The 24,714-nt window shown below is 52.3% G+C and carries 24 protein-coding genes and 1 pseudogene; 13 read left to right on the top strand and 12 right to left on the bottom strand.

All coding sequences use genetic code 11. From position 1 onward, the window contains the following. Nucleotides 1–77 precede the first annotated feature (77 nt). Together JNK54_09730 and JNK54_09725 are read left to right on the top strand one after the other, a co-directional pair. On the top strand, nucleotides 78–503 hold the full coding sequence (locus JNK54_09730; protein MBL8024540.1) for a hypothetical protein: 426 nt from the start codon (nucleotides 78–80) through the stop codon (nucleotides 501–503). After that, complete coding sequence (locus JNK54_09725; protein ID MBL8024539.1) at nucleotides 496–921, top strand: arsenate reductase ArsC; 426 nt, start codon at nucleotides 496–498, stop codon at nucleotides 919–921. The genes JNK54_09730 and JNK54_09725 overlap by 8 nt, the downstream gene beginning before the upstream one ends. Before the next feature lie 28 nt (nucleotides 922–949). Here JNK54_09725 and JNK54_09720 read toward each other — a convergent pair whose 3' ends face one another. The 3 genes from JNK54_09720 to JNK54_09710 all read right to left on the bottom strand — a co-directional run bounded on the left by JNK54_09720 (nucleotide 950) and on the right by JNK54_09710 (nucleotide 3,030). Beyond that, nucleotides 950–1,186, bottom strand: a complete 237-nt coding sequence (locus tag JNK54_09720) for a TM0996/MTH895 family glutaredoxin-like protein (protein ID MBL8024538.1) — start codon at nucleotides 1,184–1,186, stop codon at nucleotides 950–952. Nucleotides 1,187–1,198: 12 nt separating this feature from the next. Further along, on the bottom strand, nucleotides 1,199–2,497 hold the full coding sequence (locus JNK54_09715; protein MBL8024537.1) for a permease: 1,299 nt from the start codon (nucleotides 2,495–2,497) through the stop codon (nucleotides 1,199–1,201). Between the two features lie 164 nt (nucleotides 2,498–2,661). Continuing rightward, nucleotides 2,662–3,030 (bottom strand): helix-turn-helix transcriptional regulator, encoded by a 369-nt coding sequence (locus JNK54_09710; GenBank protein MBL8024536.1) that lies wholly within the window; start codon nucleotides 3,028–3,030, stop codon nucleotides 2,662–2,664. 266 nt (nucleotides 3,031–3,296) lie between these two features. On the opposite strand from JNK54_09710, the gene JNK54_09705 reads away from it, so the two are divergent. Further along, entirely contained in the window at nucleotides 3,297–3,890 is a 594-nt protein-coding gene (locus JNK54_09705; GenBank protein MBL8024535.1) for a methyltransferase domain-containing protein, read from the top strand. 238 nt (nucleotides 3,891–4,128) lie between these two features. Here JNK54_09705 and ltrA read toward each other — a convergent pair. Then, a pseudogene (gene ltrA, locus JNK54_09700) lies at nucleotides 4,129–5,430 on the bottom strand (group II intron reverse transcriptase/maturase). Between the two features lie 809 nt (nucleotides 5,431–6,239). Between ltrA and JNK54_09695 the strand changes: the two are divergent. The 4 genes from JNK54_09695 (at nucleotide 6,240) to JNK54_09680 (ending at nucleotide 10,876) form a co-directional block, all read left to right on the top strand. Then, nucleotides 6,240–8,108 (top strand): sulfatase-like hydrolase/transferase, encoded by a 1,869-nt coding sequence (locus JNK54_09695; protein MBL8024534.1) that lies wholly within the window; start codon nucleotides 6,240–6,242, stop codon nucleotides 8,106–8,108. A gap of 12 nt (nucleotides 8,109–8,120) precedes the next feature. Then, entirely contained in the window at nucleotides 8,121–8,732 is a 612-nt protein-coding gene (locus JNK54_09690) for a hypothetical protein (GenBank protein MBL8024533.1), read from the top strand. A gap of 270 nt (nucleotides 8,733–9,002) precedes the next feature. Beyond that, nucleotides 9,003–9,890, top strand: coding sequence for an NmrA family NAD(P)-binding protein (locus tag JNK54_09685; protein MBL8024532.1), 888 nt, complete (start codon nucleotides 9,003–9,005; stop codon nucleotides 9,888–9,890). 50 nt (nucleotides 9,891–9,940) lie between these two features. After that, a complete protein-coding gene (locus JNK54_09680) occupies nucleotides 9,941–10,876 on the top strand; it encodes an L-lactate dehydrogenase (protein MBL8024531.1) in 936 nt (311 codons plus the stop codon). Nucleotides 10,877–10,886: 10 nt separating this feature from the next. Here JNK54_09680 and JNK54_09675 read toward each other — a convergent pair whose 3' ends face one another. The 4 genes from JNK54_09675 to JNK54_09660 form a co-directional block, all read right to left on the bottom strand. Beyond that, nucleotides 10,887–11,360 (bottom strand): peroxiredoxin, encoded by a 474-nt coding sequence (locus tag JNK54_09675; GenBank protein ID MBL8024530.1) that lies wholly within the window; start codon nucleotides 11,358–11,360, stop codon nucleotides 10,887–10,889. A gap of 234 nt (nucleotides 11,361–11,594) precedes the next feature. Further along, the gene (locus tag JNK54_09670) at nucleotides 11,595–13,145 is read right to left on the bottom strand and encodes an OmpA family protein (protein MBL8024529.1); all 1,551 of its coding nucleotides are present in this window, start codon (nucleotides 13,143–13,145) and stop codon (nucleotides 11,595–11,597) included. A gap of 58 nt (nucleotides 13,146–13,203) precedes the next feature. Beyond that, nucleotides 13,204–13,356: a lmo0937 family membrane protein gene (locus tag JNK54_09665; GenBank protein MBL8024528.1), complete on the bottom strand. Its 153-nt coding sequence runs from the start codon at nucleotides 13,354–13,356 to the stop codon at nucleotides 13,204–13,206. Nucleotides 13,357–13,368: 12 nt separating this feature from the next. After that, nucleotides 13,369–13,857 carry a hypothetical protein gene (locus JNK54_09660; GenBank protein MBL8024527.1) on the bottom strand — a complete coding sequence of 163 codons (489 nt, stop codon included), beginning with the start codon at nucleotides 13,855–13,857 and terminating at the stop codon, nucleotides 13,369–13,371. Nucleotides 13,858–14,004: 147 nt separating this feature from the next. On the opposite strand from JNK54_09660, the gene JNK54_09655 reads away from it, so the two are divergent. From JNK54_09655 to JNK54_09645, 3 genes are read left to right on the top strand one after another with little or no spacing between them, the layout of a single operon-like run. Continuing rightward, on the top strand, nucleotides 14,005–14,673 hold the full coding sequence (locus JNK54_09655; protein MBL8024526.1) for an RNA polymerase sigma factor: 669 nt from the start codon (nucleotides 14,005–14,007) through the stop codon (nucleotides 14,671–14,673). A gap of 49 nt (nucleotides 14,674–14,722) precedes the next feature. Next, nucleotides 14,723–15,985, top strand: coding sequence for a PAS domain S-box protein (locus tag JNK54_09650; GenBank protein ID MBL8024525.1), 1,263 nt, complete (start codon nucleotides 14,723–14,725; stop codon nucleotides 15,983–15,985). Next, nucleotides 15,982–16,692 (top strand): response regulator, encoded by a 711-nt coding sequence (locus JNK54_09645; GenBank protein ID MBL8024524.1) that lies wholly within the window; start codon nucleotides 15,982–15,984, stop codon nucleotides 16,690–16,692. Before JNK54_09650 ends, JNK54_09645 begins: the two co-directional genes overlap by 4 nt. Nucleotides 16,693–16,723: 31 nt before the next feature. On the opposite strand, the gene JNK54_09640 is transcribed toward JNK54_09645, so the two are convergent. Beyond that, a complete protein-coding gene (locus JNK54_09640; GenBank protein MBL8024523.1) occupies nucleotides 16,724–17,377 on the bottom strand; it encodes a superoxide dismutase in 654 nt (217 codons plus the stop codon). Between the two features lie 229 nt (nucleotides 17,378–17,606). On the opposite strand from JNK54_09640, the gene JNK54_09635 reads away from it, so the two are divergent. Then, nucleotides 17,607–18,578, top strand: coding sequence for a DUF1207 domain-containing protein (locus JNK54_09635; protein ID MBL8024522.1), 972 nt, complete (start codon nucleotides 17,607–17,609; stop codon nucleotides 18,576–18,578). Nucleotides 18,579–18,639: 61 nt separating this feature from the next. On the opposite strand, the gene JNK54_09630 is transcribed toward JNK54_09635, so the two are convergent. Further along, a complete protein-coding gene (locus JNK54_09630) occupies nucleotides 18,640–19,332 on the bottom strand; it encodes a hypothetical protein (GenBank protein ID MBL8024521.1) in 693 nt (230 codons plus the stop codon). A gap of 114 nt (nucleotides 19,333–19,446) precedes the next feature. Between JNK54_09630 and JNK54_09625 the strand changes: the two genes are divergently transcribed. Together JNK54_09625 and JNK54_09620 are read left to right on the top strand one after the other, a co-directional pair. Next, a complete protein-coding gene (locus tag JNK54_09625) occupies nucleotides 19,447–19,824 on the top strand; it encodes a hypothetical protein (protein MBL8024520.1) in 378 nt (125 codons plus the stop codon). Further along, nucleotides 19,821–22,493, top strand: coding sequence for an AsmA family protein (locus JNK54_09620; GenBank protein ID MBL8024519.1), 2,673 nt, complete (start codon nucleotides 19,821–19,823; stop codon nucleotides 22,491–22,493). Before JNK54_09625 ends, JNK54_09620 begins: the two co-directional genes overlap by 4 nt. 127 nt (nucleotides 22,494–22,620) lie before the next feature. Here the strand turns inward: JNK54_09620 and greA are convergent, their stop codons facing one another. Beyond that, nucleotides 22,621–23,100, bottom strand: coding sequence for a transcription elongation factor GreA (gene greA / locus JNK54_09615; protein ID MBL8024518.1), 480 nt, complete (start codon nucleotides 23,098–23,100; stop codon nucleotides 22,621–22,623). 142 nt (nucleotides 23,101–23,242) lie between these two features. Then, nucleotides 23,243–24,655 (bottom strand): class II fumarate hydratase, encoded by a 1,413-nt coding sequence (locus JNK54_09610; protein ID MBL8024517.1) that lies wholly within the window; start codon nucleotides 24,653–24,655, stop codon nucleotides 23,243–23,245. Nucleotides 24,656–24,714 lie beyond the last annotated feature (59 nt).

Below are 24,714 nucleotides of genomic sequence, written 5' to 3'. Positions count from 1 at the left end.
AATATTCAGGATGCACGGGTAAAACAAGCAGCGTGAAAACCGTGGCCAATTTCAACTAAAAAAAAGATTGCGCCTCCTTGATTCGGGCCAAGGGCAAAGAATGGTTTGAAAACGTTTTTCTGCCAAAGATCAGCCCCATCACCCTCGGTGCCCTCTTGTTCACCATATTCGTCATGTTTTCGTTAAAGGGAGATTTCATCGTTCGTCTTCCAATGGATGTGGTAAGGATCGCTCTGCCTCTCATAATCTATTTTGTGTTGATGTTCCTAGTTTCCTTTCTCATGGGCAAGAAAATGGGGGCCGGATACGAAAAAACGGCGACTCTTTCGTTTACGGCGGCCAGCAACAACTTTGAACTTGCCATTGCTGTAGCGGTATCGGTTTTTGGAATAAATTCCGGGGTAGCACTGGCGACGGTTGTCGGTCCATTGGTCGAGGTGCCAGTGGTCTTGGGGTTAGTCCATGTGTCTTTGTTTTTTAAGAGGAGGTATTTCAATGGATAAAATCAAAGTTCTATTCGTTTGCATTCACAATTCGGCTCGAAGCCAGATGGCAGAAGCCTTTTTGAAGAAATACGGCGGTGACCGATATGCGGTGGAAAGCGCGGGACTCGAACCGGGAAAACTCAATCCGGTGGTGGTTGACGTGATGAAAGAGGTCGGGTTTGATATTTCCCGAAACAGGACCAAGAGCGTCTTTAAGTTTTACAAGCAAGGGAAACCTTACGATTTCGTGGTGACCGTTTGTGATGAATCCCAATCAGAGCGCTGTCCCCTATTCCCAGGGAATGCAAAAAAAATTCACTGGGGTTTCCCCGATCCTTCGAGTTTTACAGGATCCATGGAAGAAAAAATAACAAAAACCCGAGAGGTCAGAAACCAAATCGATGCCAAGATCAAAGAGTGGGTAGAACGCGGCTAGGGACAATCTCTTTGTGAGGGAACCCGGGCTAGACACCCAAGATGGATTTAAGTTCTTCCATTCCCGGCACTCGGCCCGACACCTTTACCACACCGTCCACCGCCAGGGCCGGCGTGGCCATCACCCCGAAGTTCATGATCTGATTAAGATCAGTCACTTTTTCCAGGACGTATTCAATCCCCAGCGCGTGGGCAGCTTGATCCGCCGCTTCCGTCAACTTCTTACATTTCGGGCAACCGGTGCCCAAGATTTGAATTTTTTTCATCGGTCGAACCTCCTAAGACAGAAATCCATAAACCCAGCCTGTGAACGTCGCCAACACAACAACGATGGAGATATAGACCATCGTCTTTTTCGTCCCCACGATTTGCCGCAAGACCAACATGCTTGGGAGGGAAAGGGCCGGCCCCGCTAAGAGAAGCGTTAGCGCAGGCCCTTTCCCCATGCCACTGCCCATGAGCCCCTGCAAGATGGGGACTTCGGTCAACGTCGCAAAATACATAAACGCCGCCACCACGGACGAAAAGAGATTGGCAAAAAAACCGTTCCCCCCCACCAACGAACTCACCAACGATGAGGGGATGAACCCCTCATGCCCCGGCCTCCCTAACAAAAACCCGGCCACCAAAACACCCACCAGGAGCAACGGCGTGACTTGTTTGGTGAAATCCCAGGAAGACGCAAACCAGTCACCCAATTCTCCCTCCGAAGTCGCCGTGGAAATCCCCAAGCCCACAAGGCCAACAGCAAACACCAAGACGGGCATTTTGGGGAACAGGGCCCAGACCGCCCCCGTGGAAAGGGCCATGCCGAAGAACTTGATCCATTTCAACTGAAACCACCGCACAAGACCCACACCCAACACCACGGCGCTCACCGCCGTGATGATCCACTTATAAGCGTAAACGGCCCCGAAGAAACCACCGTCCCCTTTCGGCGCTCCCCAATTGGCGAACACTAAAACGGCCACCATCGCGGCAAAAGTCACGGCTGTCTGCCACAGGGGCCGTTTGTCCACCGGTTCCGGCAAGAGGACTTGCGCCGCCGCCCGGGCCGATTCCTCCTTCCGAAAAAACAGGTGCATGGCCAATCCCGCCACAACACTAAAAATGACCGCCCCAACCGTCCGGACTAGTCCCATTTCCAATCCCAAAACGCGGGCCGTCAAAACGATGGCCAACACGTTGATGGCCGGCCCTGAATACAGGAAAGCCACGGCAGGCCCCAATCCCGCCCCACGCTTGTAAATTCCACCAAATAAGGGCAACACAGTGCAGGAACACACGGCCAGGATGGTCCCTGACACCGACGCCACACCGTAAGCCATCACCGGATGCGCCTTGGTTCCCAAGTATTTCATCACAGACGCCTGACGGATAAAGACCGAAATGGCTCCGGCAATGAAGAACGCTGGGAGAAGACACAAAACAACATGCTCCCGGGCGTACCACCTCACCAGGTGGAATCCCTCCATCACCGACCCATCAAATCGGGCCGACCCCACGGGGAGAAAAAAAGCGACAAGAAAAGCCCCACCGAGCCACCCCAAAACCTTTAATTCCTTTTTCCATTCCATGCGAATCTCCTCAAATCAACACCTGTCTCAACAAAAACCTAAAGGGTCCGTCATCTCTCCCACAATAAAAAGGTCTTTTCAACACCGCGGGACTTGCCCGTCAAGGCCCCCCATCTGCCACGGTTTCTCTCATGCAATACAACGCATATAAAGAGGTAAAAAAATCAGCCGTTTACAACCGGTGCACCAGGTTTCCGCACGGACGTACGGTTGAGCCACCGCAAATCTTCTTGAATAAGTGGGCTCTGGTCCCATAACGCCCTTAAACAAGCCAAGGTTTCCTTCAAGACACTGGAAAGGGTCGGGGCAATTTCGTAATGGATCCATGTCCCTTCACGCCAATCGCGGACAAGGCCAGCTTTTTTAAGGATCCCCAAATGGCGGGAAACTTTATATTGGGGTGTTTTCAAGACCCTCATCATCTCGCACACACACAATTCCCGTTCCATAAGGAGCCGCAGGATCCGGAGCCTCAACGGTTCGTTGAGTGCCCCATGAAACGAGACGATGTCGGATATTCTTATATGCGTCATATAGCATATATTAGTCCAACGAAAATCTTCTGTCAAGGATGGAACTTGCTCCCCCATTCCTTTGAAGGGCTCAGACACCTTGGGGGACAAATGGATGGTATCCCTCTTCTTGTGCACGAACGGATTCGCCACTGGGTGGGTTAAAGGAATGCTATTCTCAATGTCTCTTGGAATGTCATCAATCCATTTTTCCTTTCGGAAGCCCAAGAGCGGGGCTGACCCTGGCGGTTCGTATTCATGGGCCCCAGGGAGGCAAGGAGACAAGCATGGAATGGTGGAACGAACGATACACGAGGGAACCCTTTGCTTACGGCAAAGAACCAAATGATTTCCTCAAAGAATTTTGGTCCCTGATTCCCATGGGAAAAGTGTTGTGCTTAGCGGAAGGCGAAGGACGAAACGCCGTTTTTCTTGCAAAACAGGGGTATCAAGTCACAGCCGTGGATCAAAGCCGCGTGGGATTGGCGAAAGCACAAACTCTCGCCGCCGAAAACGGCGTTGAAATCAAAACGGCGGCATCCGACCTTAAAGATTTTGTCATTCAACCCGGGGACTGGCAAGGAATCGTTTCCATTTGGGCCCATATTCCACGGTTGATGAGAGACGATTTGCACAAACGTTCCGTGGCAGGGTTAGTCAGCGGAGGGCTTTTCCTCTTGGAGGCCTATAGCCCTCAACAATTGGGAAAAGGAACCGGGGGGCCCCCAGACTTATCCCTCCTCATGGATTTAGCTGAAGTCCGTTTAGAATTATCGGGCCTAAATTTTGTTCATTCCCTTGAGAAAAATCGCCCCGTCATTGAGGGAAAGTTTCACAACGGAATGGGGTCTGTTATTCAGATCGTGGGGAAGAAACCCTAACCCCGCCCGCCCTCGCCTCTCCGGAAAGAGAGGGAGGACCTGTTTGCTTAATTGACTTCCGCAAACTTGAGTTGAAGAGTCCATTCTCGCCCCTGTGAAGGACTCCCCCGCTCTCCAACAAGAGTTAATTGATCGGTTGAGTAGAATGTATCTGTCGTCCGTAGACGATCCAACATCCCCTCCCAGAACCGTACGTACAGTTTTCCCATATACGGCTCTTTGGTGTCACTCACAAAGTCTAGGCCAATCGAAGGATGTGCGCAAGACGCGGTGGGGGTAGCGGATTCCACTGGAGGCGACGCTGGAATTCTTCCCAGTCACCGCTCCGCTTCTGACTGCGCCGGTTCCACCACTTACAGGTCATCCTCAACACTTCCTGATGGAACCGGCTGATCCCACGCCAGTTCCCCGTGACCCCATAATACTGGGAGTGCCCGTTCCGCTTCCAGCGAAGAATCCTCCACCAGTCCGCCAACGGAAGACTGTTCCTCACGCCCTTCAGCCATTCGTTCATGGCCACCAGCTTCGCTCGCAACCGCTTTCCGCTTGTCCGTCGTCCCACCAGGAACCGCCCGCTCCGTCTTTTCGTGCAGTAGTGAGTGAACCCGAGAAATTCGACCGTGCCCGCCTTCCCGCCACGCTTTTCAGCGCGCTCTTGGGCAAACCGACCGAACTCTACGATCCGGGTCTTCTCCTCAGACACTTCCAAACCGAACTTCTTCAGGCGTTCTTTTAGCTCCACCAGGATCCCCTGCGCTTCCCATTCGTACTCGCACCCGATGACGAAGTCATCGGCGTACCGAATGAGCTGTGCATACCCCTTCAGCCTTTTCTTTAGCTCTCGCTCAAACCAGAGGTCGAGAATGTGGTGTAGGTAAATGTTCGACAGAATCGGGGAAACAATTCCCCCTTGGGGAGCCCCCATTTCCGTCTCACCCCGCACTCCTTCCTCCATCCCCCCGGCCTTCAACGTTCGCACAATCAGGCTTAAGAAGCTCGGGTCCGCGATCCGTTGCTCTAAGCACTTCATCAACCATCCGTGGTCAAGGTGGTCGTAATACCCTTTGATGTCCACCTCGATCACGTAGCTGACGCGCTTCGTCATGACCATTCGGTCCTACGTTTGCAACGCACCATGACACCCGCGCCCCGGTCGAAACCCATGGGACACGTCCAGAAAGTCCCCCTCAAAGATTGCTTCCAGGATTCGCGTCAGTCCCCTCTGTACAACTTTTTCTTCCGCCGCAGGAATTCCTAACGGGCGAAGTTTTCCATTGCCTTTTGGGATAAACACTCGACGCACCGCTTGCGGTCGGTATTGCTTTGCCTTCATCCGACGCACCAACCCTTTCAGCTTCTCTTCAAGGTCCTCCCCCTATTCCGCCACGCTCACTCCATCTATTCCAGGAGCCTTCCCCCTTTTCAGCTCGCCGTAGCAATCCGCCAACGTCTCTTCATTCAGCAGGTGCGCCAACGTCGTGAACCGGGTCTTCAGCTCCGCTTTGGCTCGCTTTGCTATGAGGTCCAGTTTTGTTTCCAACAGGTTTTCCATCTCTGGTATGGCTGCTGACTTCCCTTCCCTCTACGTTCCACCTCTGGCCCCTTCGAGCGCCCTTTCGGGCTCACCGGCCATTACGCCGGCTTTTCCTCTACTACGAGCCAGTCCGACTTCCCCATCCCCTTCGGTGCGTCCTCCCTTCTTCAGGTTGTTCGCCCCTACCCCCGTGGGGGGAGGATGTGGATCTCCCGAGGTTCCGACATTCCGCTTTTGTCACCATGCCACGGCCTTTGACCCCGGGGAAGTCGCCTTTGGTCTGGCCATCATCCGACCAGGGCGATGGGGCCTTCCCGTCATCAACATGCGGTCGGCCTTCCCTACGCGACGTTTTCGGAGCTCAACACCTTCACGCTTTCGCCTTGCGGCCTGGTCACTCCCGCCTCCTGGAATCACGGCGCTCGTTCCCTTACGCCGCTCGGAATTCGGTTTCGGGCGGCCCGGCTCAGACCTTGCCCTTTCGGATTTTCACCGTTACGGTTCTGTCAGCTCGCTCGGCTCACGTTGAGAACGTCCCCTTATCGCCTTTCAACGACGCATAATGGGGATTTTTGCTCAACGCCGCTCATTTTGGGATTCCGCTGTTGCACGATTGTCACCCTTGCATTTTTCTCTTTTTCACATTAGTCTTATATATGATTGAAACTGTGACCAAACAAAATATGCCCAAGCCCCTGATGATGTTTTCAAAACTCCTGCGCAATTTCAGTGAGAGTTCAGGTTGGATCCCCATAAAGGGCTTCGCTTTTCCTCTCTTAATTCCGACGACTCTTACCATTTATTCTCTCGTGTCGATGCACACTCGAGTCCGGTTCTCTGGCTATTTGGACCACATCCTTTTTGTGCTGGTCTTTAGTTTGGTGTATGGATTCATCCTTTCCGCTCCCAAATTTCTGTGGCGTTTGGTTCTAAGTTTTTCATTAGTATTAGCGACTGCCCTCTTTTATCTATTTGTTAATCTCAATTTCCGTTTTTTTAATTCCTGGGGTCAAATGGATGCACTAAAGCAGTGGGAAGACATTTTTGCGATTTGGAGTGGGATAATATCTTTGATGACACCAGGAGATATCATCTTCGGCCTCCTAACTCCCCTGTGCCTATGGCAGATAAGCCTGACCCAACCTGCAACATCCTTTCGTAAATTTCGTCGTTCCCTCCTATTTCTGGGCATCGCTTTATTTTTAGGTCATTACAAATTGACCGAAAAGAGTAACGGATACGCTGAACAAAATCCTTTGTTTTTTGTTATAAGACAAAAGCTTTTCCAAATGCAACTGACCTATGGGGGATATTTTTCGGGTCGTAATGATTTTCTGACATTCCAACGCTCGGATTTTATCCAATATAGTCCATCCTTGTATATGCCCGGCAAGGATCCCTATTTCCCTTTTTTAAAAATCCCTGTGGCCGCCCCACCCCCACTCCCATTCGCCTTCACCTCTAAACCCAACGTTGTCTTGATACTCATGGAATCCGTAAGAGCCTTTGAATCAGGCACTTACGGGGGGACCCCGTCCTTCACTCCCAATATTGATCGTCTTGCGCGTGAAGGTATTCTTTTTAAAAACTTTTACGCCAATGGCGCCCAAACCATCCGAGCAGAATTTGCGATTCATGCCTCGTATGTCCCAAATATGCGCGGGGGGCAGGTTTTTATTGACCAACCGGAATTAGCTGTAAAAACTCTTGGGATGGTCTTAAAAGACCAAGGCTATTCGACCCATTGGATCGGGTCCCATCCCCCAACGTTTGACAACAAAATCAAATTTCATTCCAACCATGGGATAGACTCTTTCCATTACAAATTTACGCCACGCTATCCCCCGATTGGCATGGGGGCGGCAGACTTAGATCTGGTGGATTATGCCCTGGATGTTTTATTGCAACAAAAAAGTCCCTATTTTGCGGAGATTATGACACTCAGCAATCATTATCCTTTTGCCTCTTATCCAACGGATTCACAGGCCCCCGCAGCCCATGGGTCAGAGATGTATCAGAAATATTGCCGTGGAATTTATTACACCGACGCCGCCGTGGGAGATTTTTTCAATAAAGTTCGAGCCAACCGCGCTTTTGATAATACGGTTTTTATAATTACGGGAGATCATGGTGTATGGATTTTTCCGGAGGACCCGCGTTTTGATGGGATGGTATTAAGGCAGGAGGCTTTTTTTCGGTCTCCTCTGGTGTTCTGGTCCCCGGACCATCTGAAACCCCAACGTGTGAACGTTCTTGGAAGCCAAATCGATATCACACCGACACTCCTGGATTTATTGAACATTCGTCTTCCCAACGCGTTTATTGGATCCTCTCTTTTTCGCAATGATATCCCGGACCGCTACGTTCTCATGAACCATGACAATCGGTGGAACCTCCGTTGGGGAAACGATTACGCCTATGACACAGGTCCGGAGTATTTCTTGAGCCATTACCCATTGGGTTCAACCCTGGATATGGAGAAATTCTTAAAGAACGAACGGATTGATCATCTATTTTTTCACTCCAAAATCGACTTGTTTCAGTCCTTTAAAAAGGGTGACTTTGAATTATTGGACCAGACCCGACGAACGTACCTAGAGGCTTTTGCTGAGGAAGCGCAAGAAGCTTTTGACAGGACTCTCTTAACAAACCGAATTTATCCTCCCCATTTAAGAGGAAAGTGAGGCATAACCTCCGTGAATGATCATTCATCTGAACCTCAATGTTTGGACGCGTCTCGCTGGGTCCGCCGACAGTTGGTGAAATCCAGGTTTCAATTAAAGTTTTCCCTAGCGGTATTTTCCCTCATGACGCTATTCATGGTCATTTCCTGGTATTTTGGAAATCATTACGTGAACCATTTGGCATCTTCAGGTTTAATCGAAAAAGGAGAAGTCGCGACACACATGCAGGTGATGGTGCATGTGATTGTTCGGAACAGCATCCTCTCCTGGATCTTGGTGTTTGGACTCGCTCTTTTGTTTTCTCATTTTGTGGCGAGCCCGATTTATCGTTTTGAGCAGATTATGCGTAAGGTCCAAATGGGGGACGTCTCGCATCGTGTCACGATGAGGCCCTATGATGAACTTCAAACTCTGGCCCAGGAAATCAATGGGGCTCTTGAGCAAATTCGTTCCAGGGCAGGTTTGGAAATTTCGCGTCGCAAACGATTGGGCATTGAACTTGAACGATTGTCTGGTCTCGCTCGTTCCGCAGGCGTAGTGGACGGGATGAAGGAAACCGAACGGCTATTGTTAGAAGAAAAGAATCACCCCTCCCTTTTTAAGCTCCCTCCAGAGGTGGAGTAACCCATTCCACAGCGTTTCGAACGATTGCATGAGACAGCCCACGAGGGACATCAGAGGGGACATGTTTGCTTAATTGACGTCCGCAACCGTGAGTTGAATAGTCCTTTCTCTCCCCTAAAAATTCCCCCGACTTTACGACAATAATTTATTGATTTGTTGATAACAGCCTCCTCTCCTTCTTATTTGTATTTGGGATCGGCCTCTCTCGGAACTTTTGTGTCATTGAATTGTTTGAGAGAATAAGGGAGTATGCCCCTTCAGGAGGTTTGTATGATCGTTGTCACAGCCGCAACCGGCCACATTGGGAAGGTCTTGGTGGAAGAACTACTTCGGCGAAAAGAAAAGGTCCGCGCCCTGGGTCGGGATCTTCAAAAACTGAAACCCCTGGAGAACGTCGGCGCGGAAATCCTGGCACTAAATTTGACGGATTCCGCAGCGGTGAAGAAAAGCTTTCAAGGGGCTGAAGCCGTTTTTACTCTGATTCCCCCTAACTACGCCGCCTCGAACTTGATGGCCGAGTATGGAAGAATCGGGCAGGTTTACGCTGACGCGCTGAAAGACGCCCAAGTTAAATTCGTGGTCAATCTCTCCAGCATCGGCGCCCAGCTCCCGGACAAAACGGGTCCGATGAAAGGGCTCCACCAGGTGGAGGAAAAATTAAACCAACTGGGCCAAGTAAATATACTTCACCTACGCCCCCCCTACTTCATGGAGAACCTCTTTGTGAACCTGGGACTCATCAAGGGGAAGGGGATCAACGGCAGTCCACTGAAACCGGACCTCGCGATTCCCATGATCGCCACTCAGGACATCGCCCACGTGGCGGCGGATCGACTAGCGAAACGAGATTTCAAAGGCCACACCGTTATGGAGCTTCACGGGCAAAGAGATCTAAGCATGACAGAAGCCACCCAGGCCCTAGGAAAAGCGATTGGGAAACCCGATCTTCCCTACGTACAGTTTCCCTATGACGAAGCCCTTAAGGCCATGATCACCATGGGGTTGTCCCAGAACGTGTCGGAATCTCTCATCGAAATGAACCAGGCCTTTAACAACGGCATCGTGAAACCCACCCAACCCCGATCTACCGTAAGCACCACACCCACGTCCATCGAGGAGTTCGCCAAAACCTTCGCCGAGGTCTATCGGCAGAACTAACGATGCCTTCTTACAAGTTCCGGAGCCATAATCACAAGGAGGAATGACCAATGAAAGTGGGCGTGATCGGAGCGGGTTTTGTGGGCAGCACGGGAGCCTACGCGATGGTGCTTCAAGGCGCGGCCAGTGAGATTGTTTTGATTGACATCAACCGAAAGTTGGCCCAGGCCCAAGCGGAAGATATTCTTCACGCCACGCCCTTTGGGCCATCCGCGCGAATCGATGTGGGCGATTATCCAGACTTGGTCGGGACCCAGGTGGTGGTGTTGGCCTGCGGGGTGGCTCAAAAACCCGGAGAAACGCGTATTCAGCTTTTAGATCGGAACGTCAAGGTTTTTCAAAACGTGATCCCCCAAGTTCTCAAATACGCCCCGGAAGCCCTATTGGTTGTGGTCTCCAACCCGGTGGACGTGTTGACGCACATCGTCACGCGTTTGGCCAACCGGCCTCCCGGACGCGTGATGGGTTCGGGGACTATTTTGGATACGGCCCGTTTCCGGGCGCTGGTGGGAGACACCTTGGGTGTAACGTCCCATTCGGTTCAAGCCTATGTGGTCGGGGAACATGGAGATTCGGAGGTCCTCTGTTGGTCCAGCGCCCAGGTGGGAGGCCTTCCCATCGAAGACTTTGCGGCCCAAATTCAAAAACCCCTCACGACGGATGTGAAAGCTAAAATTGATGGGGACGTTCGGCAGGCGGCGGCTCGCATTATTGAGGGAAAACAGGCCAGTTATTACGGGATCGGAGCCGGCATCGCTCGTTTGGTCCGGGCCCTTCGGGACGACGAACGGGCGGTTTTCACTGTTTCAAACGGGGATGTCCAACTCTCCGGTCTTCCCCCGGTTTGCTTATCCCTTCCGCGGGTGGTTGGTTCCCAAGGGATTATTTCCACCCTAAAGCCAACCCTCTCTTTCTCTGAAAACCAAGCACTCCTCAAGAGCGCCCACTTCTTGGAATCCGTAATTCTAGAGCTCGGGTTTAAATAACCCCCCTCTTCTAAGGCCTCACTTGAATCGTCGCCAGAACGTCCCGAATTTCTTGACTGTGGGTTTTCGGATTCACGGAAAGATTCGCGTAAAGCAAGGTGCCATCTTTTCCAATAATAAACGTGGCCCGGCTGGGGAACAAAAGGCCCGAGACGCCGAACGCTTTTGAAACAGTTTTCTCGCGATCCGAGATCAAGGGAAACGGCAACTGATACTTGGCGATAAACTTTAGATGGGATTTGATGGAGTCGTAACTGACCCCAACCACAGTCGCCTTTAACCCCCGGAACGCGGCGATATCGTCCCGAAGGCCGCAGGCTTCGGTGGTGCATCCCGGCGTGTCGTCCTTGGGATAGAAATAAAGAACGAGAGGGGCTTTGGAAAGCCATTCCTGAAGATGAAACGTTGTCCCGTCGCTCAGAGGAGCGGAAAAGTCGGGTACTTTGTCTCCCACTTTTGGAGCGGCTTGTGAAAAACCGAACATAAGCATTCCTCCCAAGGAAAAAATAACGGCCCTTTTGTTCTACCTGCTTCAATTCTACCAAATGGGGATCGACCTATTTTCAGGCCCATGCCCCGTTTCCCCTCGGGGCGCCATTTTAATTCGATCGGTATCGAAGACTCTGTCTTCATAGATCTCCTTTTAAAAACAGCGCCGCACCCAGTCCTACACCAGGTGCGGCGCTTTGAATCCGAGACGATGCGTTCTGAGGTGATATTAACGAGCTTGCGCCAATATCCCAATCGCTTCACCGCTGACAACGATCTCCACCCGGCGATTTTTTTGCCGTCCTTCAGTCGTTTTGTTGGATTCGATAGGATTGGATTCACCAAATCCTTGGGATTTGATGGAATTCGATGCCACGCCTTGTTTGACGAGATAAGCCCGTGCGGACTCGGCTCTTTTTTCTGACAATTGCTGGTTGTAGGCTTGGCTCCCCACGCTATCGGTATGTCCTTCTACATTCAATTTTAAACCAGAATGAGAGGAGACAATTCCCGCCACCTTAGCCAATTTTTCTCGAACGGCCTGCCCCAACGTCGAACTTCCCGTTTCGAAAAGAGCGTCCGACATATTGACGATGAGACCCCGAACGGAATCTCGTGTTTGAAGAACGGAGTTTAACTGTTCCAAGAGCTGTGCACGAAGGACAGCCTGATCCCCTTCAGCCCTTTCGGCCCGATTGTTGGCATCCACAGCCTGGCCTTTGGCTTCCTCAGCCGCGGCCCGAGCGGAGACCGCTTCGGCTTGAGCTTTGGTGGAGGAGGCGGTGGCACTCGTTGCTAAAGCCATAGCCGCAGCCCGTTCCGTGTCCGATTTCCCTATGGCTTGCTCCGCCTTGGCCAAAGCCTTTTCCGCTAGGGCCTGACTCTCGGTGGCTTTGGCGGCTTGTGTGTTCGCGCTCATTATTTCCTGTGCCGACTGTGTCCGTTCTGTCGCTAAACCCTCTGCGGATTGGCGTTTGAGGCTAAGGGAACGACTGTCTTCCGCGCTCTGGACGGCTTGGCGTGCTGTCTTAATTCTGTGTTTTCTTCCGCCGTCTTTCGTTTCCGATAGGGTCAGAAGTCTCTCGGCGTTTTTGAACCCATCCGCCTCATACTTTTCGGCCCCGGACGCTTTGGCAATCTGGACGGCATTACGGGCTTGGTAGACGTAGAAAGGTGTCTCTTTGTCCATCCTTTGCGGTGGGCGGTCCGTGGCCGAGTTGTTTTTCGTGTATTGTCCTCTGGGAAGCAACTCGTATTTCGCCTCTGTTAATGAGATTTTCTCATCCTCGTCTGGCTTGATGGCGTTTTCCAAAACGACGACATCGCTGGGCTGGGAAACAGCGAAGTACGGTTCGGCTGTCACAAGCAGACTCAATGTTTGAAGCGAGGATTTCGCCCTCAAGGAACTTTCTCCGTCATCGATAATCAACTCTCCCAAATTGGTCGCCCTGCCATCCGGTGAAATCGCCCATAAGACATAGGTCAAGTATTCGGTCCCGAACTGATGGGGCGGTGTCAAATTCTCAAACCATGCTTTAATATTCGTCTCACCACGTTTGTTCCAAACTTTGGCCTCGCCTTTTGCAGAGGGGAGAAGCACCGTGCCTTTGAAATCAATTTTCACGGATCCTTTTAGATTCCGGTAATTAATGGCTTGAGCGGGTGTTTGTACAACCGTGACGTTGTAAAGCGGCTTTGTGGTGGCCTCCGCGGCGTTACTTTGATGTTGAAACGTCAAGAACACGATGGTCATGCTTAGGACAAGCAACATTTTATTCATAGGACGAACCCCTTTTTTTGTTTTTTAGAACATAAACTCAATACGTGCTTTTCTTTCATCATTGCACGATCCGGCGCCCTTGAATGAGGCGAACAAGAACCAAAAGGATCGCCGCCACCAACAAAATATGGATGTATCCACCCATCGTGGTTGAACTTACAAAACCGAGCGTCCATAAAACCAGTAATACCACAGACACTGTCCAGAGCATGGCCCCTCCTTTTCAACCTTTAAAGTAGAAACGTACGCCCGCCCCAGCATTTACGCGAGTTTCGGTATCCGGCGTAAAGTCAACCAAAGGAGTTATTTCTCCGAACAACTCGATCGGAACCCGAGGGAACATATAACTGACCCCAAAAGGAATGCGTACGCCCAACCGCGCGTCGTGACCGGTCAGAAGACGACCACCCACCCCGACATAGAGGGGCATTCGCCCCTGCAATCGCGATAGATCTAAGTCAAAATGCCAAAGGTGGTCCGCGTGGATCTCGAACCGGTCTTCGCTCCCGGACAAATCCCAAGCCAGAGCGAGGTCCACCGCCCGTGTGCGTGACAACCAATACTTAGCTGAAAAACCCGTTGGATCGCCTACGATCACCCCCACACCAAGATCCCCGGCACTTCCCGCTTGAGGACCCGCGGCCCAAACCGCCCCCACCATCCCCAGGAGAAGAACCAGCGAAGTCGAACGTCTGAATAAAGTTGAATTCATTTCAGGTGCTCCTTTAGTTTCAATCCATTAGGGCGTTGTCTTTCCCCACCCCTGGCTGATAAGACGTCGTAACCTCTTGAAAGGTTACACCCTGGACGAATGAAACATTTGCGACGCTTCAGGTGTTCTGGATGACACCATTAAGTTATGATGAGAGGAGATACCAGTGTTGCGCCGGGGAATTGGCCAATAGCCTGGTGGCAACACCGGGAGATTAACTTGGATTTTAATGAGGCCGTTCCACCCCTGGATGAGGAACTTATCACGGCCACCCTCGCTGGTGACGGGGCAGCCTTTGCCGTTTTGGTCAGAAGATACCGACCTCCTCTTTTGGAAATGGCCTGTCGTATTTTGGGTCAGCGGGAGGAAGCGGAAGATGTCCTGCAAGAAGTTTTTATGAGCGTCCACGCCCATCTCAACCGCTTTCGCGGCGAATCAAAGCTTTCCACCTGGCTTTACACCATCGCTTTAAACCGTGTCCGAAACCAGATCAGACGGCGCGGAAAACGACGCATCATCTCGTTAGACATCGTTCCGGAGGAAGGGACCCACCGCTGGGAACTCCCGGAGAAAGGCCCCCCCATTGAAGAAGTCGTGGCGCAGCAGAGAGATTCCGAGAAGCTTCGATCCGCCGTCGATGCTCTTCCGCCCCATTTTCGCGCCATTTTCGTTCTTCATTATTACCAACACGTGCCGCTCAAAGAGGTCGCCCAACAGCTGGAAAAACCTCTAGGAACAGTGAAAGTGTACCTCCACCGCGCGCGTAAACATCTCCAGGCGACTTACTTTGGGGGTTCCCTTGAATCCCCCCAGTAACCTTCAGAGGAATAAACGCGTCCCACTCAGTAGCAGAGGGGGAGATTTCATGCGCGGACGGCACTTGAATCAATGGATCAGCGGACTGGCTTTTTTATCGATTCTCATAAACGGAGCCTTTTTTTTCTACGCCCTCAACAAGACGCCCCTCTTCCTGGGAAACAGATTTCTTTTGCTTTCCACTTCGCTGATTCTCCTCCTCTCCCTGATTGCAATATTGTATTTGTCATTTCGAAGCGCCGCGGTCATTGGCCTCCGCATTGAAACGTCCTTGAACGAAAGCAAAGACCGTTACACCATTCTTGTAAATAGCCTCAAAGACCACGCCGTCCTCCTCGTGGATCCGGCTGGCCGCATCCTCACGTGGAACGCGGGCGCCGAACACATTTTCGGATACCGAGCGGATGAAGTCTTGGGCGATCCTATTTCGCGTTTTTCCTCACCTGAGGAACAAACGACCGGGAAATTACAGGGAACATTTATGGAAGCCACGCGCCAAGGTTTTTACGAAGAGCAAGGATGGCGAGCGCGAAAAGATGGATCCCTTTTTTGGGCAGAAATGGTGACAACCCCTTTAACGGACAAAAACAATGGGCTGTTGGGGTTCTCCCAGGTGCTTCGAGACATTACCCGTCGCAAAAAGGAACAAGACACTCTGACCGCGTCTTTGCACGAAAAAGAAGCCCTGCTGAAAGAAATCCACCATCGGGTCAAAAACAACTTGCAGATGATTTCCAGTCTCCTCCGTCTCCAGTCGGAAAATATACAAGACCCAGCTCTCATTTCCATTTTTTTAGAAAGTCAGAACCGCGTTCGGTCCATGGCGATCATTCACGAATGTCTCTACCTATCACCGGACCTGGCGCGCATGGATTTCGCTGATTACGTCGACAAGCTAACCGATAACCTGCTGCGCACATACAGCATCCATATGGATAAAATCCAGCTCCGGCTTGACGTGGACAAGGTGCCTCTCAATCTGGACATCGCCATCCCGTGCGGTCTTATTCTTACAGAGCTGGTCTCCAACGCACTAAAATACGCCTACCCTGACGGCCGGCAGGGAACGATTTTTGTGAAATTTCGGGTTCTCCCAAGGGAAGGCTACGAGCTCACGGTGGCGGACGAAGGCGTGGGGTTGGCTCATCCCATTGATTTTGACTCTCCCGAATCCCTAGGACTTCGCTTGGTCCAAATTTTAACGGAGCAATTGCGGGGTAAAATAATGGTGGAGACCAACCCCGGCACTCGGTTCACCCTCACTTTCAGAGAACCCGCAGGACGATCACCCAATGACGGAGGAATTCAATGACGGGAAAACGGATTTTGATCGTGGAAGACGAACGCATCGTGGCGGAAGACCTAAAACGGCTGTTAATAAAAATGGGGTATGGGGTGACAGATATCGCCGCCAGCGGCGAAGAAGCCCTCCGGAGCGTCAAAAGCCAAAAACCGGACCTCGTTTTGATGGACATTCGGATCCAAGGGCCCCAAGACGGCATCGAAGTGGCGGAACACCTCTACGCCGAATACAACATACCCGTAAGTTATTTGACCGCTTTTGCGGACGCCCCTACCCTGGACCGAGCCAAAGCCACAATGCCCTATGGCTACATTTTAAAACCCTTTGAACCAAGATCCCTTCAAGCCGTCCTTGAGTTGGCCATTCATCGCCACATGATGGAAAGCGTGGTCAGCGAGATGGACGGTTGGCACGCCCGCGTTCTCCATAGTTTGCCGGGCGCCCTCATGGCCACGGACCGACTGAACCGGATCATTTTCATAAATAAGGCAGCCGAAACATTGACCGGCTGGACCCCCGACGCTCTTTTCGGCAAACCCTTGTCCGATTACCTGTTAGAGGAAAAGGGGAAACCCATCCCCCCCGCTGGATCGGAAGGAACTGGTTCCTTTAAAACCAAAACCAACGGTTCGGCCCCCATCACCTATACCCGCACCATCTTACCCGGAGAAGATAACGAACCAAACGGCGAATTGATTATTATTAAACTTTTCTGACCCAAAGCGTCAAACCGAGAAATCCAGACCCTTATCGGTTGGATTTAAGGGTCAGGGCATTGGTCATTCTTTCTTCGATCACGGACCAATTCACGTTTTTGAAATAAGCCTCAATGTAGGCGGACCGACCAACTCCGGCGGCCGCTAAGGCCCCAAAATCAAGGATGTAGGCGTGTTCCCACACATCCATAACAAGGATGGGCACAAACCCCGCCACGTTTCCCACTTCATGATCGGAGATCCAAAAGTTATTTAATCGTTTCAACAACGGATCATAGCTCAAGACGACCCATCCAACGCCACGAAATTTCCCGATCTGAATGAACTGTTTTTTCCAACGTTCAAACCCTTTAAAATCCTCAGACAGTTTTGTCATCAACGGAGAAGTGGGGGCCAATTCACTCCCTTTCTTTAACGCACCGAAATAATATTCATGCAGAACCATGCCATTATATTCAAAGCCAAACCTTCGTTGGATCTCAGAGTGCTCGGCATTGTTCAATTCTTTGCCAGCCTCCGCCGTATCCCAGACCAACTTATTGAGCAGATTGGTGTTCGTCACATACCCTTCATACAATTTCCAATGCTGATCGATCCCTTTCTCCGATAAGCCATCAAGATCCTTGGGCTTTAGATCTTGTCTTACTTTGTACGTGGCATACGGGTTGGAACTTGTGTCATTCATAGGTTTCTCCTTTGGACTTCATGGATGCGGACTCTAGTGAGACACAGACCATGACGAAAGGGTTACTCCTGATGAACACCAGAAAGAGGGCCCTCCGTCACCGTTCCGGATCTTTGTAACCTTTTTCCGATTTTCGCGTCTTACCAATGACGTCTTTTTTGAAACATAACTCTTGAGCCGACGGAAGGGGTTCCCTTTCACGCGAGAGGGAGCGGGGGAGGAAGAAGAGATGTTATCAACGAAAAATTGGCTCTCATTCATCTCCCCAGACCATCTCCGACGACAGAGGGGGGAAGGGTTTCTTGTTTTGGCCCGTCGCGACCGAAGTCTCCCCACTCAGGGCAACCGAAATTTCTTGTTCGGCGCCCTCCTCATGCTGATCATAGCGCTCGGCCAACCCATCCAGGCGGACATTGTGGCAGACGTGGAACCTCCAAAAGTGGCTGGTGGTTTACGTTTTTTCCCCTCAAACGACGTTTTCCGCCCTCTGCTGGCCGACCCCAAAGAACGACAGTTTTTTATGAGCATGCTCAGTGTGAAGACCCCCACCGATTCGTACACCGCCTGGTCCGTTGGTTTTGGAGAAAGTTTGGGCTTGGTCCGGTGGGATGGACAATCTTTCCAATCCCAATTGAGCTTTCTGGCCGGCGTGTTTTCCCAATTCGATTGGAGCACCCCCTCAAAAGATCTCCTGAACACCGATTTCACCTTTGGGGTCGCGGCCACCCACCGATGGAGCCGTTTGACGGGACGTCTCCAATATTACCACCAAAGTTCTCATTTGGGTGACGAACTCCTCCTCCACAATCCCATCCCACGATTGAATTATAGTTACGAGGCGTTGGAAAATGTCTTGGCCTTGGAAACCCCTCTCTACCGAATTTACGGAAGTGCGGAGTATCTGGTGTCCCGGGATCCCACCTATTTAAAAAGATGGAACATTCATTCGGGCGCCGAATTGCGCGGAGGCGCCTCCCCCGCCTTCTTCCGACCAGTGGCGGGTCTCGATCTGATGTGGAAAAAACAGCATCCGGACGGATTTGATGTCAGCGCAAAAGCCGGTCTTGAGATGGGAAAACCCGCCATGCGAGACCGTCATTTGCGCCTCTTGCTGGAATTTTACGACGGCTATTCCCCCTACGGTCAATTTTTTGACCTAAAAATTCGTTACTTGGGCGTCGGCGTTTACGTAGGATTTTAAATTTAAATCCTTGTTATCGGTTTTTTCATGATCGGTTGGCCACCGTTCGATTGGGGAAACACTACACGAGGGCTTGCGCTCCGGAAAAAAGATCGGAATGCTCATGGAAGGGGATATCGGGGACAGCCTCCAAACGGAACCCCACGGAATGATAGTGAACCGTGAACGCCAACCGTTGGTTGGGCGAAACCGCCCAGAAAAGGGTCGGTCGATGGCGCAGGATATGGGCGGCCTTTTGAAAGGCGTCGGGGGGCTTTTGGCCCTCCACCAATTCTAAAAAGGGAAGCCCCTCCGCAAACCCTGAAGAGAGTTCACTCACCAATCGTTCTAAGGTGCGATCGGAGGCTTTGGTTTCCGCGTAAAGACGGACGCGCCCATCCATCTCTTGAAGAGCCACATCCAGGGAATCCAGTTCGAATCGCACCAGACGGCGGTGATAACCGTAATGGGTCACTAAGGCAACGTAGACGGCCGCCTGGGTTATGGACTCCCGCCGCAAACCGACCATCAAACCGGTTTCGTTCCGCACAAACAGACTGAACGAAGATTGGCGACCTGACCCCAACCGAAACCAATGACCGTTTAATTGAATCAACCCCCGCTTGATCCCTCGGGTCCAAAACAAAAGTTCCCAATCGGTCACAGGGGACTCCTCGAACCGTTGTCGAACAATTTGTCGAAACCCCCGAACCGTGCCCCCTGCCGCTTCCACCGATTGGGCCGCTTGTACCACTTGATCCGATAACCAACTCATGGATCCCCCTTTCGCTTCCGTGCTCCCGGGGGTACATCACCCAAGGGCGAAAAGCAAAAATACGATACATTTGTATAGTTACCAAGTCAAGGCCAAATGCTAAAATCAAGGACCGTGAAAATACGATTCGCTCCGATGGCCTGTCTTTTTTTTTCACTGACCGCCTGCGGCCCACAGGGCGATCATTCCGTCCGCACCGATGGCCTCGAATCCCTGGACGTTCTCCGCCTCAAACTTCACGCCCGCCAAAACGATGTGAACCGATTTAAACAACGACTTGAATCCGCCCCCGCCCACAGCCGGTTTAAGGCCGAAGCCGATTGGGACGGGGTTCAGGAACGTTTGACCGCGGCACGTTTAAAACTCGATGCCCTCAATAGCGTGGATGTCCACGATCAACCCCAAGCCCAGGCCGATTTCCACGAAACCCTTTCGGAGCTCACTCGTTTTTTAAGAGAAATAGAACAGCGGTATGGGACGAACAATAAATGAAACGCTTCTTTAAAATCCTGCTGGTTCTCCTTTTATTGACCCTCGCTGTCCTTGTGGGAGCCGGGTTCTGGCTTAAAGCCCAATACCCCCCGGAACGCCTCCGTCAAATAGCGGCCGATACGCTGGGAGAAAAGTTGGGCCGACAGGTTAAAATGACCAACGCCCGGCTCAGCCTCCTTCACGGACTCGAGTTAACGGGCGTGACCATTTCCGAACCTCCTGATTTTTCGAAAGGGACGTTCATTGCCGTGGAGAGGGTAAGGGTTTTTCTCCGCCTCCTGCCCTTGCTGTCCCGCCAAATCATCATTCGATCCATCGATTTAGAGAGACCCCAAATCCACCTGAAGCGATCCGCAGAGGGAGTTTTCAATTTTTCGGATCTGACCCAACCGCCTCCCCCCTCCTCCGAGCCCCCAAAGGGGGAAGGGCCAAACCTAAATACGTTCCTCATTTCCAACGCCACCCTGACCGAAGGAGAACTAACGTTCCGGGATGACACGTTGAACATGGAGGTCGGACTCCGCGCCCTCAACTTTCGCGTTTCGGGATTTTCCCTGACCAACCCTTTCAGCATAAACGCCCAAGGAAACCTGGAGATCCATCTCGGCACCGCCACGTGGAAAGGTCCCTTGGGTTTACAGGCACGCCTCTCCCCCTGGGGAGACCGCGCCATCCAACTGGAAAATTTACGTTGGGGACTTGGGACCACTTCCCTGGAACTGAACGGTGTTTTATCCCCATTCCCCTTACCCCATGCCGCCGTGACGCTAAACCTTGACCGGCTCACCACCGATCTTTTATCCCCTTTCGTGGTTTTTCCTGACGCCCTGACAGGGACCCACCTTTCCGGCCGCTGGAAGGTCCACGCCTCGACCACGGCCCTGGATCTTGAGGGAACTTTTAACGCCCAAGGTTCAGACATCGAATTGGATGGATCTGTGACCGCCCGGAGCTGGTCTGAAGCGGACGGATTTCATCATCAAGTTAACCTTCGACCAAAATCGTTTCGCCTCGAGGGGCCCCCCTGGATTCCCACTCTCACGGGAAGCGGTCCCCTGGGCGGGGAATGGACAGCGACCGCCTCCAGCGGGAACTGGTCCGTTGCGGGGAATCTCACCGCCAACGACGCGACATTTCTTTACGATGGGTGGCTCGAGAAACCAGCCGGGACCCCTTTCACTCTGACCGGGTCGGCAAAGAGCCGGGGTCCAGGGGAACCCCGATTGGTTGTGGACCTTCGCGTACCCGATCTGGAGATCACTCCGGGCGGCCCTTGGCCAAAAAATATCCGTTTGAATGGAACACTCGGTATCGTCGCGGAATGTCAAGGAACCCCATCGGATTTGGCTTTTGACTTCACGGCGGATGGACTCACCCTTGAGGCCGCCTACAGCGAATCGTTCAAAAAACCAGCGGACTCCACGTTGGTTTTCTCCGCCATGGGCCGACTTCGGAACCAGGCCGCCGTTCAACTCACCGCAGCGTCGGTTCGAACCTCCGCTGGCCTTCTGGATATCCGGGGAGGCATCACCGATCTCAAGGGCACCAAACGCCTCGATTTAACTTTGAAGGGAAAACAGGATTTGGCCCAGTTGAGTTTGAGACTCCCCGCCCTCGCCCCCTACCATTTCCGGGGCGAGACAACCCTAGACGCCACGGTCAAGGGCCCCGCAGAGAACGTTCTCATTCAAGGGAGATTTGACCTCACAGATGCCTCTTTAACGGCCTTACCTGGCGTGGGCTTAATGAATCTTAACGGGCGAATCCATTTCACCCCGGACCGGGCCCGCATCGAATCCCTAAAGGGGAAAGCGTTTGGCTCTCCTTTTACACTCTCCGCCCAAATTGAAAATTTCGACCGACCCACCATCGCCTTAGACGGGGATTGGGCACGCTTGGAAGTTGAAAAGGTTCTTAAGGTCTTTTCCGCCACCCCGTCCCCCGATCCGTCTTCTCCAACGAAACCGGCCACCGCTCCCGGCCGCGCCCCCATCGCTCACATCATGGGGGTCTTCCGCATTGGAGAAATCACTCACCCCCATTACGTGGGGAGAAACTTTCATTTCAATTGGAGCCTCCGCGAGATGGGTCCCGACCTTTCGGTCCTTTCGGGGACCGCCACCGTGACCGCCGCCACCGGCGAAATCAAAGATATCCCGGTCGCAAAGAAAATAAATAAACTCATGGGGCGAGAAGGGTCGGACATCACCTACAAACAATTGTCCGGCCGCTTCCAGGTCACCCAGGGGGTAGCCACCATCCAACACTTCACCCTCGACAGCGATCAAACAGATTTTTTCGCAAACGGACGGGTTCGTTTGGGCGACATGGATTCAAACCTGAATTTGATGTTGAAATTGCCCCCCGGCTCAGTGCGGGGCAGTGTGGGAAATTGGTTAACAGCGGAAGATGGTCGGCCCACCATAGAAGCCCACCTGGAAGGCCCACTGGGGAACCCCCAGGTCAAGGTCAACAAAGCGGACGTTATTCGTCGCGCCGCGAAAGATATCTTTAAAAAGACGCTCGGCGGTTGGAAGGGAAAACCAGACCACTCCAGCTCTTCGACACAAGGAAACGCGACTCCCACCCCGACGACTTCCCCCACCCCCATAGAAACGTTGGAAGACTTAGGAACCCGCGCCTTGGAAAAACTGTTCAGAAAGCAATAAGGAAACGACTCAGGTCAAAACATTTCACCCTCTCCCGCGAGCGGGAGAGGGTCGGGGAGAGGGTGGGGTTTCCCAACGATAAACGGATCGGAATTTTGCGGAGGGATGAAACAAGAAATAAGTCGGATCAGGTCAGTGAACGGGAAACTTTCGTGACATGATAAAGGACGGGCCCCGCTGGAAGATTGACGGTCACCTGTTCCCCTTCCTTGTGACCCAACAGCGCCTGAGCCACGGGCGACTGAACGGAAATCCATCCCTTTGAAAAATCAGCTTCCGCCGCGTCCACCAGGGTGTATTCCAGGGATTCACCGGACTTCACTTCCTTTAAATGGGCGGTGGCGCCAATTCGAATTTCGCCCTCCGCAACGTTAGACTCATCAATAATTTGCGCGGACCGCAGTTTCTCTTCCACCTCGTTGATCCGCCGTTGGACCTTGGCCTGTTCTTCCTTGGCGGCGTGGTATTCTGCGTTCTCTTTGAGATCACCCTTTTCCCGAGCTTCCCCAATTTCGCCGCTCAATTCCCCCCGCCGCTCTTTCAAACGAGCCAAATCATCTCGAAGTTTTTCATACCCCTGCCGCGATAAAAAGGTTTCTCCAGCCATAGTCCAACTCCTAACACTTTAATTTCCCCGATCAAGGGGTCTTCACCCGCAATTCAAATTCTATAAAATGCCACCCGTTGTTCTATGAAGTGACCCACCCGATCCATCCGACGACATTCCCGGCTCGGTCTCGGTCTCCGGACTAGCGTCCTCCAACCATTTCCTCGCTCCCCGGCTCGGTCATGGCCCGGGGGTTTAAGAGGATCTCCAACTCTTTTTCGGAGAGGATCTTCTTGTCCAAGGTGACCTGTCGGACTGTTTTCCCTGTGGCGTAAGCTTCCTTGGCGATCTCGGCGGCCTTGTCATACCCGATTTTCGGGGCCAAGGCCGTACACATGGCTAAACTGTTCTCGATGTAGCCTTCCGCAGTGGCCTTGTTGGCCTTAATCCCTTTGACGCAACGGTCCGCCAAGAGGCGGGAGACGTTTGCCAAAATCGCGATGGAGGAAAGGAGGTTGTGGGCAATCATGGGTTTCATGACGTTCAACTCAAAGTTCCCCGACTGTCCCCCAACCGTGATGGCCACGTCCGCCCCGATCACTTGGGCGCACACCATGGCCGCCGCTTCAGGGATCACGGGATTAACTTTCCCAGGCATAATGGAACTTCCCGGTTGCAAGGAAGGAAGCTCTATTTCACCGATACCACACCGGGGCCCCGAGGAAAGCCAACGCAAGTCGTTGCAAATCTTCATCAGGGAAACCGCCACGGTTTTTAAGGCCCCGCTGGTTTCCACGCACGCGTCACGCCCCGCCAACGCTTCAAATCGAGAAGGCGCGCCCACAAAGGGAAGACCGGTCTCTGCACCCAACTTTTTAATAACGCCCTCGATGAAAGCGGGGTTGGCGTTCAATCCCGTTCCCACCGCCGTCCCACCGAGAGCCAATTCGGCCAAATGAGGGATACAGTTTTTGACCCGCTGAACGCTGTGCGCCACTTGACTGGCGTATCCACCAAATTCCTGCCCCAACCGCATGGGGACGGCGTCCTGAAGATGCGTTCGGCCAATTTTAAGAATTCCGTCAAAAGCCACGGCTTTTTCTTCCAGCGCCGCGTGCAAAACGCCTAAAGCCGGCACCAACTCTTTTACCAAAGATTCCAACGCCGCCACATGGATTGCCGTGGGAATCACGTCGTTGGAGGACTGCCCCTGGTTCACATGGTCGTTGGGGTGAACCGGCGATTTCGCACCACGCTGGCTCCCCAAAAGTTCATTGGCCCGACTGGCAATGACCTCATTGGCGTTCATGTTGGTGGACGTCCCCGATCCTGTTTGAAAAATATCCACAGGAAACTGGTCGTCCCATTTCCCGTCAGCCACTTCACCCGCCGAAACCCGAATGGCTTCCCCGACTTTTTTATCCAAGATCCCCAGATCCATGTTCACCTGAGCCGCGGATTTTTTAATCAAGGAAAGGGCTCGAATAAAGGACCGGGGAAACCGCCACCCACTCACGGGAAAGTTTTCCACGGCTCGCAGGGTTTGAATCCCGTACAAGGCGTCAGCGGCAACTTCTTTCGTTCCAAGCGAATCTTTTTCTGTTCGGGTATTCATGATGGACCTCGGAGTTAGGATGGGGCATATTCTACTAAAATTGTTATCATAGTCCGCTC

The sequence above is a fragment of the Elusimicrobiota bacterium genome (assembly GCA_016788905.1).
Lineage (GTDB): Bacteria > Elusimicrobiota > Elusimicrobia > FEN-1173 > FEN-1173 > JADKHR01.
This window is presented reverse-complemented; position numbering and strand designations above follow the sequence as displayed.

What these genes read in the sequence shown, in the direction of transcription:
- JNK54_09725 (MBL8024539.1), top strand. Translation starts at nt 496, where the DNA reads ATGGATAAAATCAAAGTTCTATTCGTTTGCATTCACAATTCGGCTCGA.
- JNK54_09650 (MBL8024525.1), top strand. Translation starts at nt 14,723, where the DNA reads ATGCGCGGACGGCACTTGAATCAATGGATCAGCGGACTGGCTTTTTTA.
- JNK54_09670 (MBL8024529.1), bottom strand. Translation starts at nt 13,145, where the DNA reads ATGAATAAAATGTTGCTTGTCCTAAGCATGACCATCGTGTTCTTGACG.
- JNK54_09685 (MBL8024532.1), top strand. Translation starts at nt 9,003, where the DNA reads ATGATCGTTGTCACAGCCGCAACCGGCCACATTGGGAAGGTCTTGGTG.
- JNK54_09630 (MBL8024521.1), bottom strand. Translation starts at nt 19,332, where the DNA reads ATGAGTTGGTTATCGGATCAAGTGGTACAAGCGGCCCAATCGGTGGAA.
- JNK54_09675 (MBL8024530.1), bottom strand. Translation starts at nt 11,360, where the DNA reads ATGTTCGGTTTTTCACAAGCCGCTCCAAAAGTGGGAGACAAAGTACCC.
- JNK54_09665 (MBL8024528.1), bottom strand. Translation starts at nt 13,356, where the DNA reads ATGCTCTGGACAGTGTCTGTGGTATTACTGGTTTTATGGACGCTCGGT.
- greA (MBL8024518.1), bottom strand. Translation starts at nt 23,100, where the DNA reads ATGGCTGGAGAAACCTTTTTATCGCGGCAGGGGTATGAAAAACTTCGA.
- JNK54_09695 (MBL8024534.1), top strand. Translation starts at nt 6,240, where the DNA reads ATGCACACTCGAGTCCGGTTCTCTGGCTATTTGGACCACATCCTTTTT.
- JNK54_09635 (MBL8024522.1), top strand. Translation starts at nt 17,607, where the DNA reads ATGTTATCAACGAAAAATTGGCTCTCATTCATCTCCCCAGACCATCTC.
- JNK54_09715 (MBL8024537.1), bottom strand. Translation starts at nt 2,497, where the DNA reads ATGGAATGGAAAAAGGAATTAAAGGTTTTGGGGTGGCTCGGTGGGGCT.
- JNK54_09610 (MBL8024517.1), bottom strand. Translation starts at nt 24,655, where the DNA reads ATGAATACCCGAACAGAAAAAGATTCGCTTGGAACGAAAGAAGTTGCC.
- JNK54_09660 (MBL8024527.1), bottom strand. Translation starts at nt 13,857, where the DNA reads ATGAATTCAACTTTATTCAGACGTTCGACTTCGCTGGTTCTTCTCCTG.
- JNK54_09620 (MBL8024519.1), top strand. Translation starts at nt 19,821, where the DNA reads ATGAAACGCTTCTTTAAAATCCTGCTGGTTCTCCTTTTATTGACCCTC.
- JNK54_09645 (MBL8024524.1), top strand. Translation starts at nt 15,982, where the DNA reads ATGACGGGAAAACGGATTTTGATCGTGGAAGACGAACGCATCGTGGCG.
- JNK54_09655 (MBL8024526.1), top strand. Translation starts at nt 14,005, where the DNA reads ATGATGAGAGGAGATACCAGTGTTGCGCCGGGGAATTGGCCAATAGCC.
- JNK54_09710 (MBL8024536.1), bottom strand. Translation starts at nt 3,030, where the DNA reads ATGACGCATATAAGAATATCCGACATCGTCTCGTTTCATGGGGCACTC.
- JNK54_09720 (MBL8024538.1), bottom strand. Translation starts at nt 1,186, where the DNA reads ATGAAAAAAATTCAAATCTTGGGCACCGGTTGCCCGAAATGTAAGAAG.
- JNK54_09705 (MBL8024535.1), top strand. Translation starts at nt 3,297, where the DNA reads ATGGAATGGTGGAACGAACGATACACGAGGGAACCCTTTGCTTACGGC.
- JNK54_09680 (MBL8024531.1), top strand. Translation starts at nt 9,941, where the DNA reads ATGAAAGTGGGCGTGATCGGAGCGGGTTTTGTGGGCAGCACGGGAGCC.
- JNK54_09640 (MBL8024523.1), bottom strand. Translation starts at nt 17,377, where the DNA reads ATGAATGACACAAGTTCCAACCCGTATGCCACGTACAAAGTAAGACAA.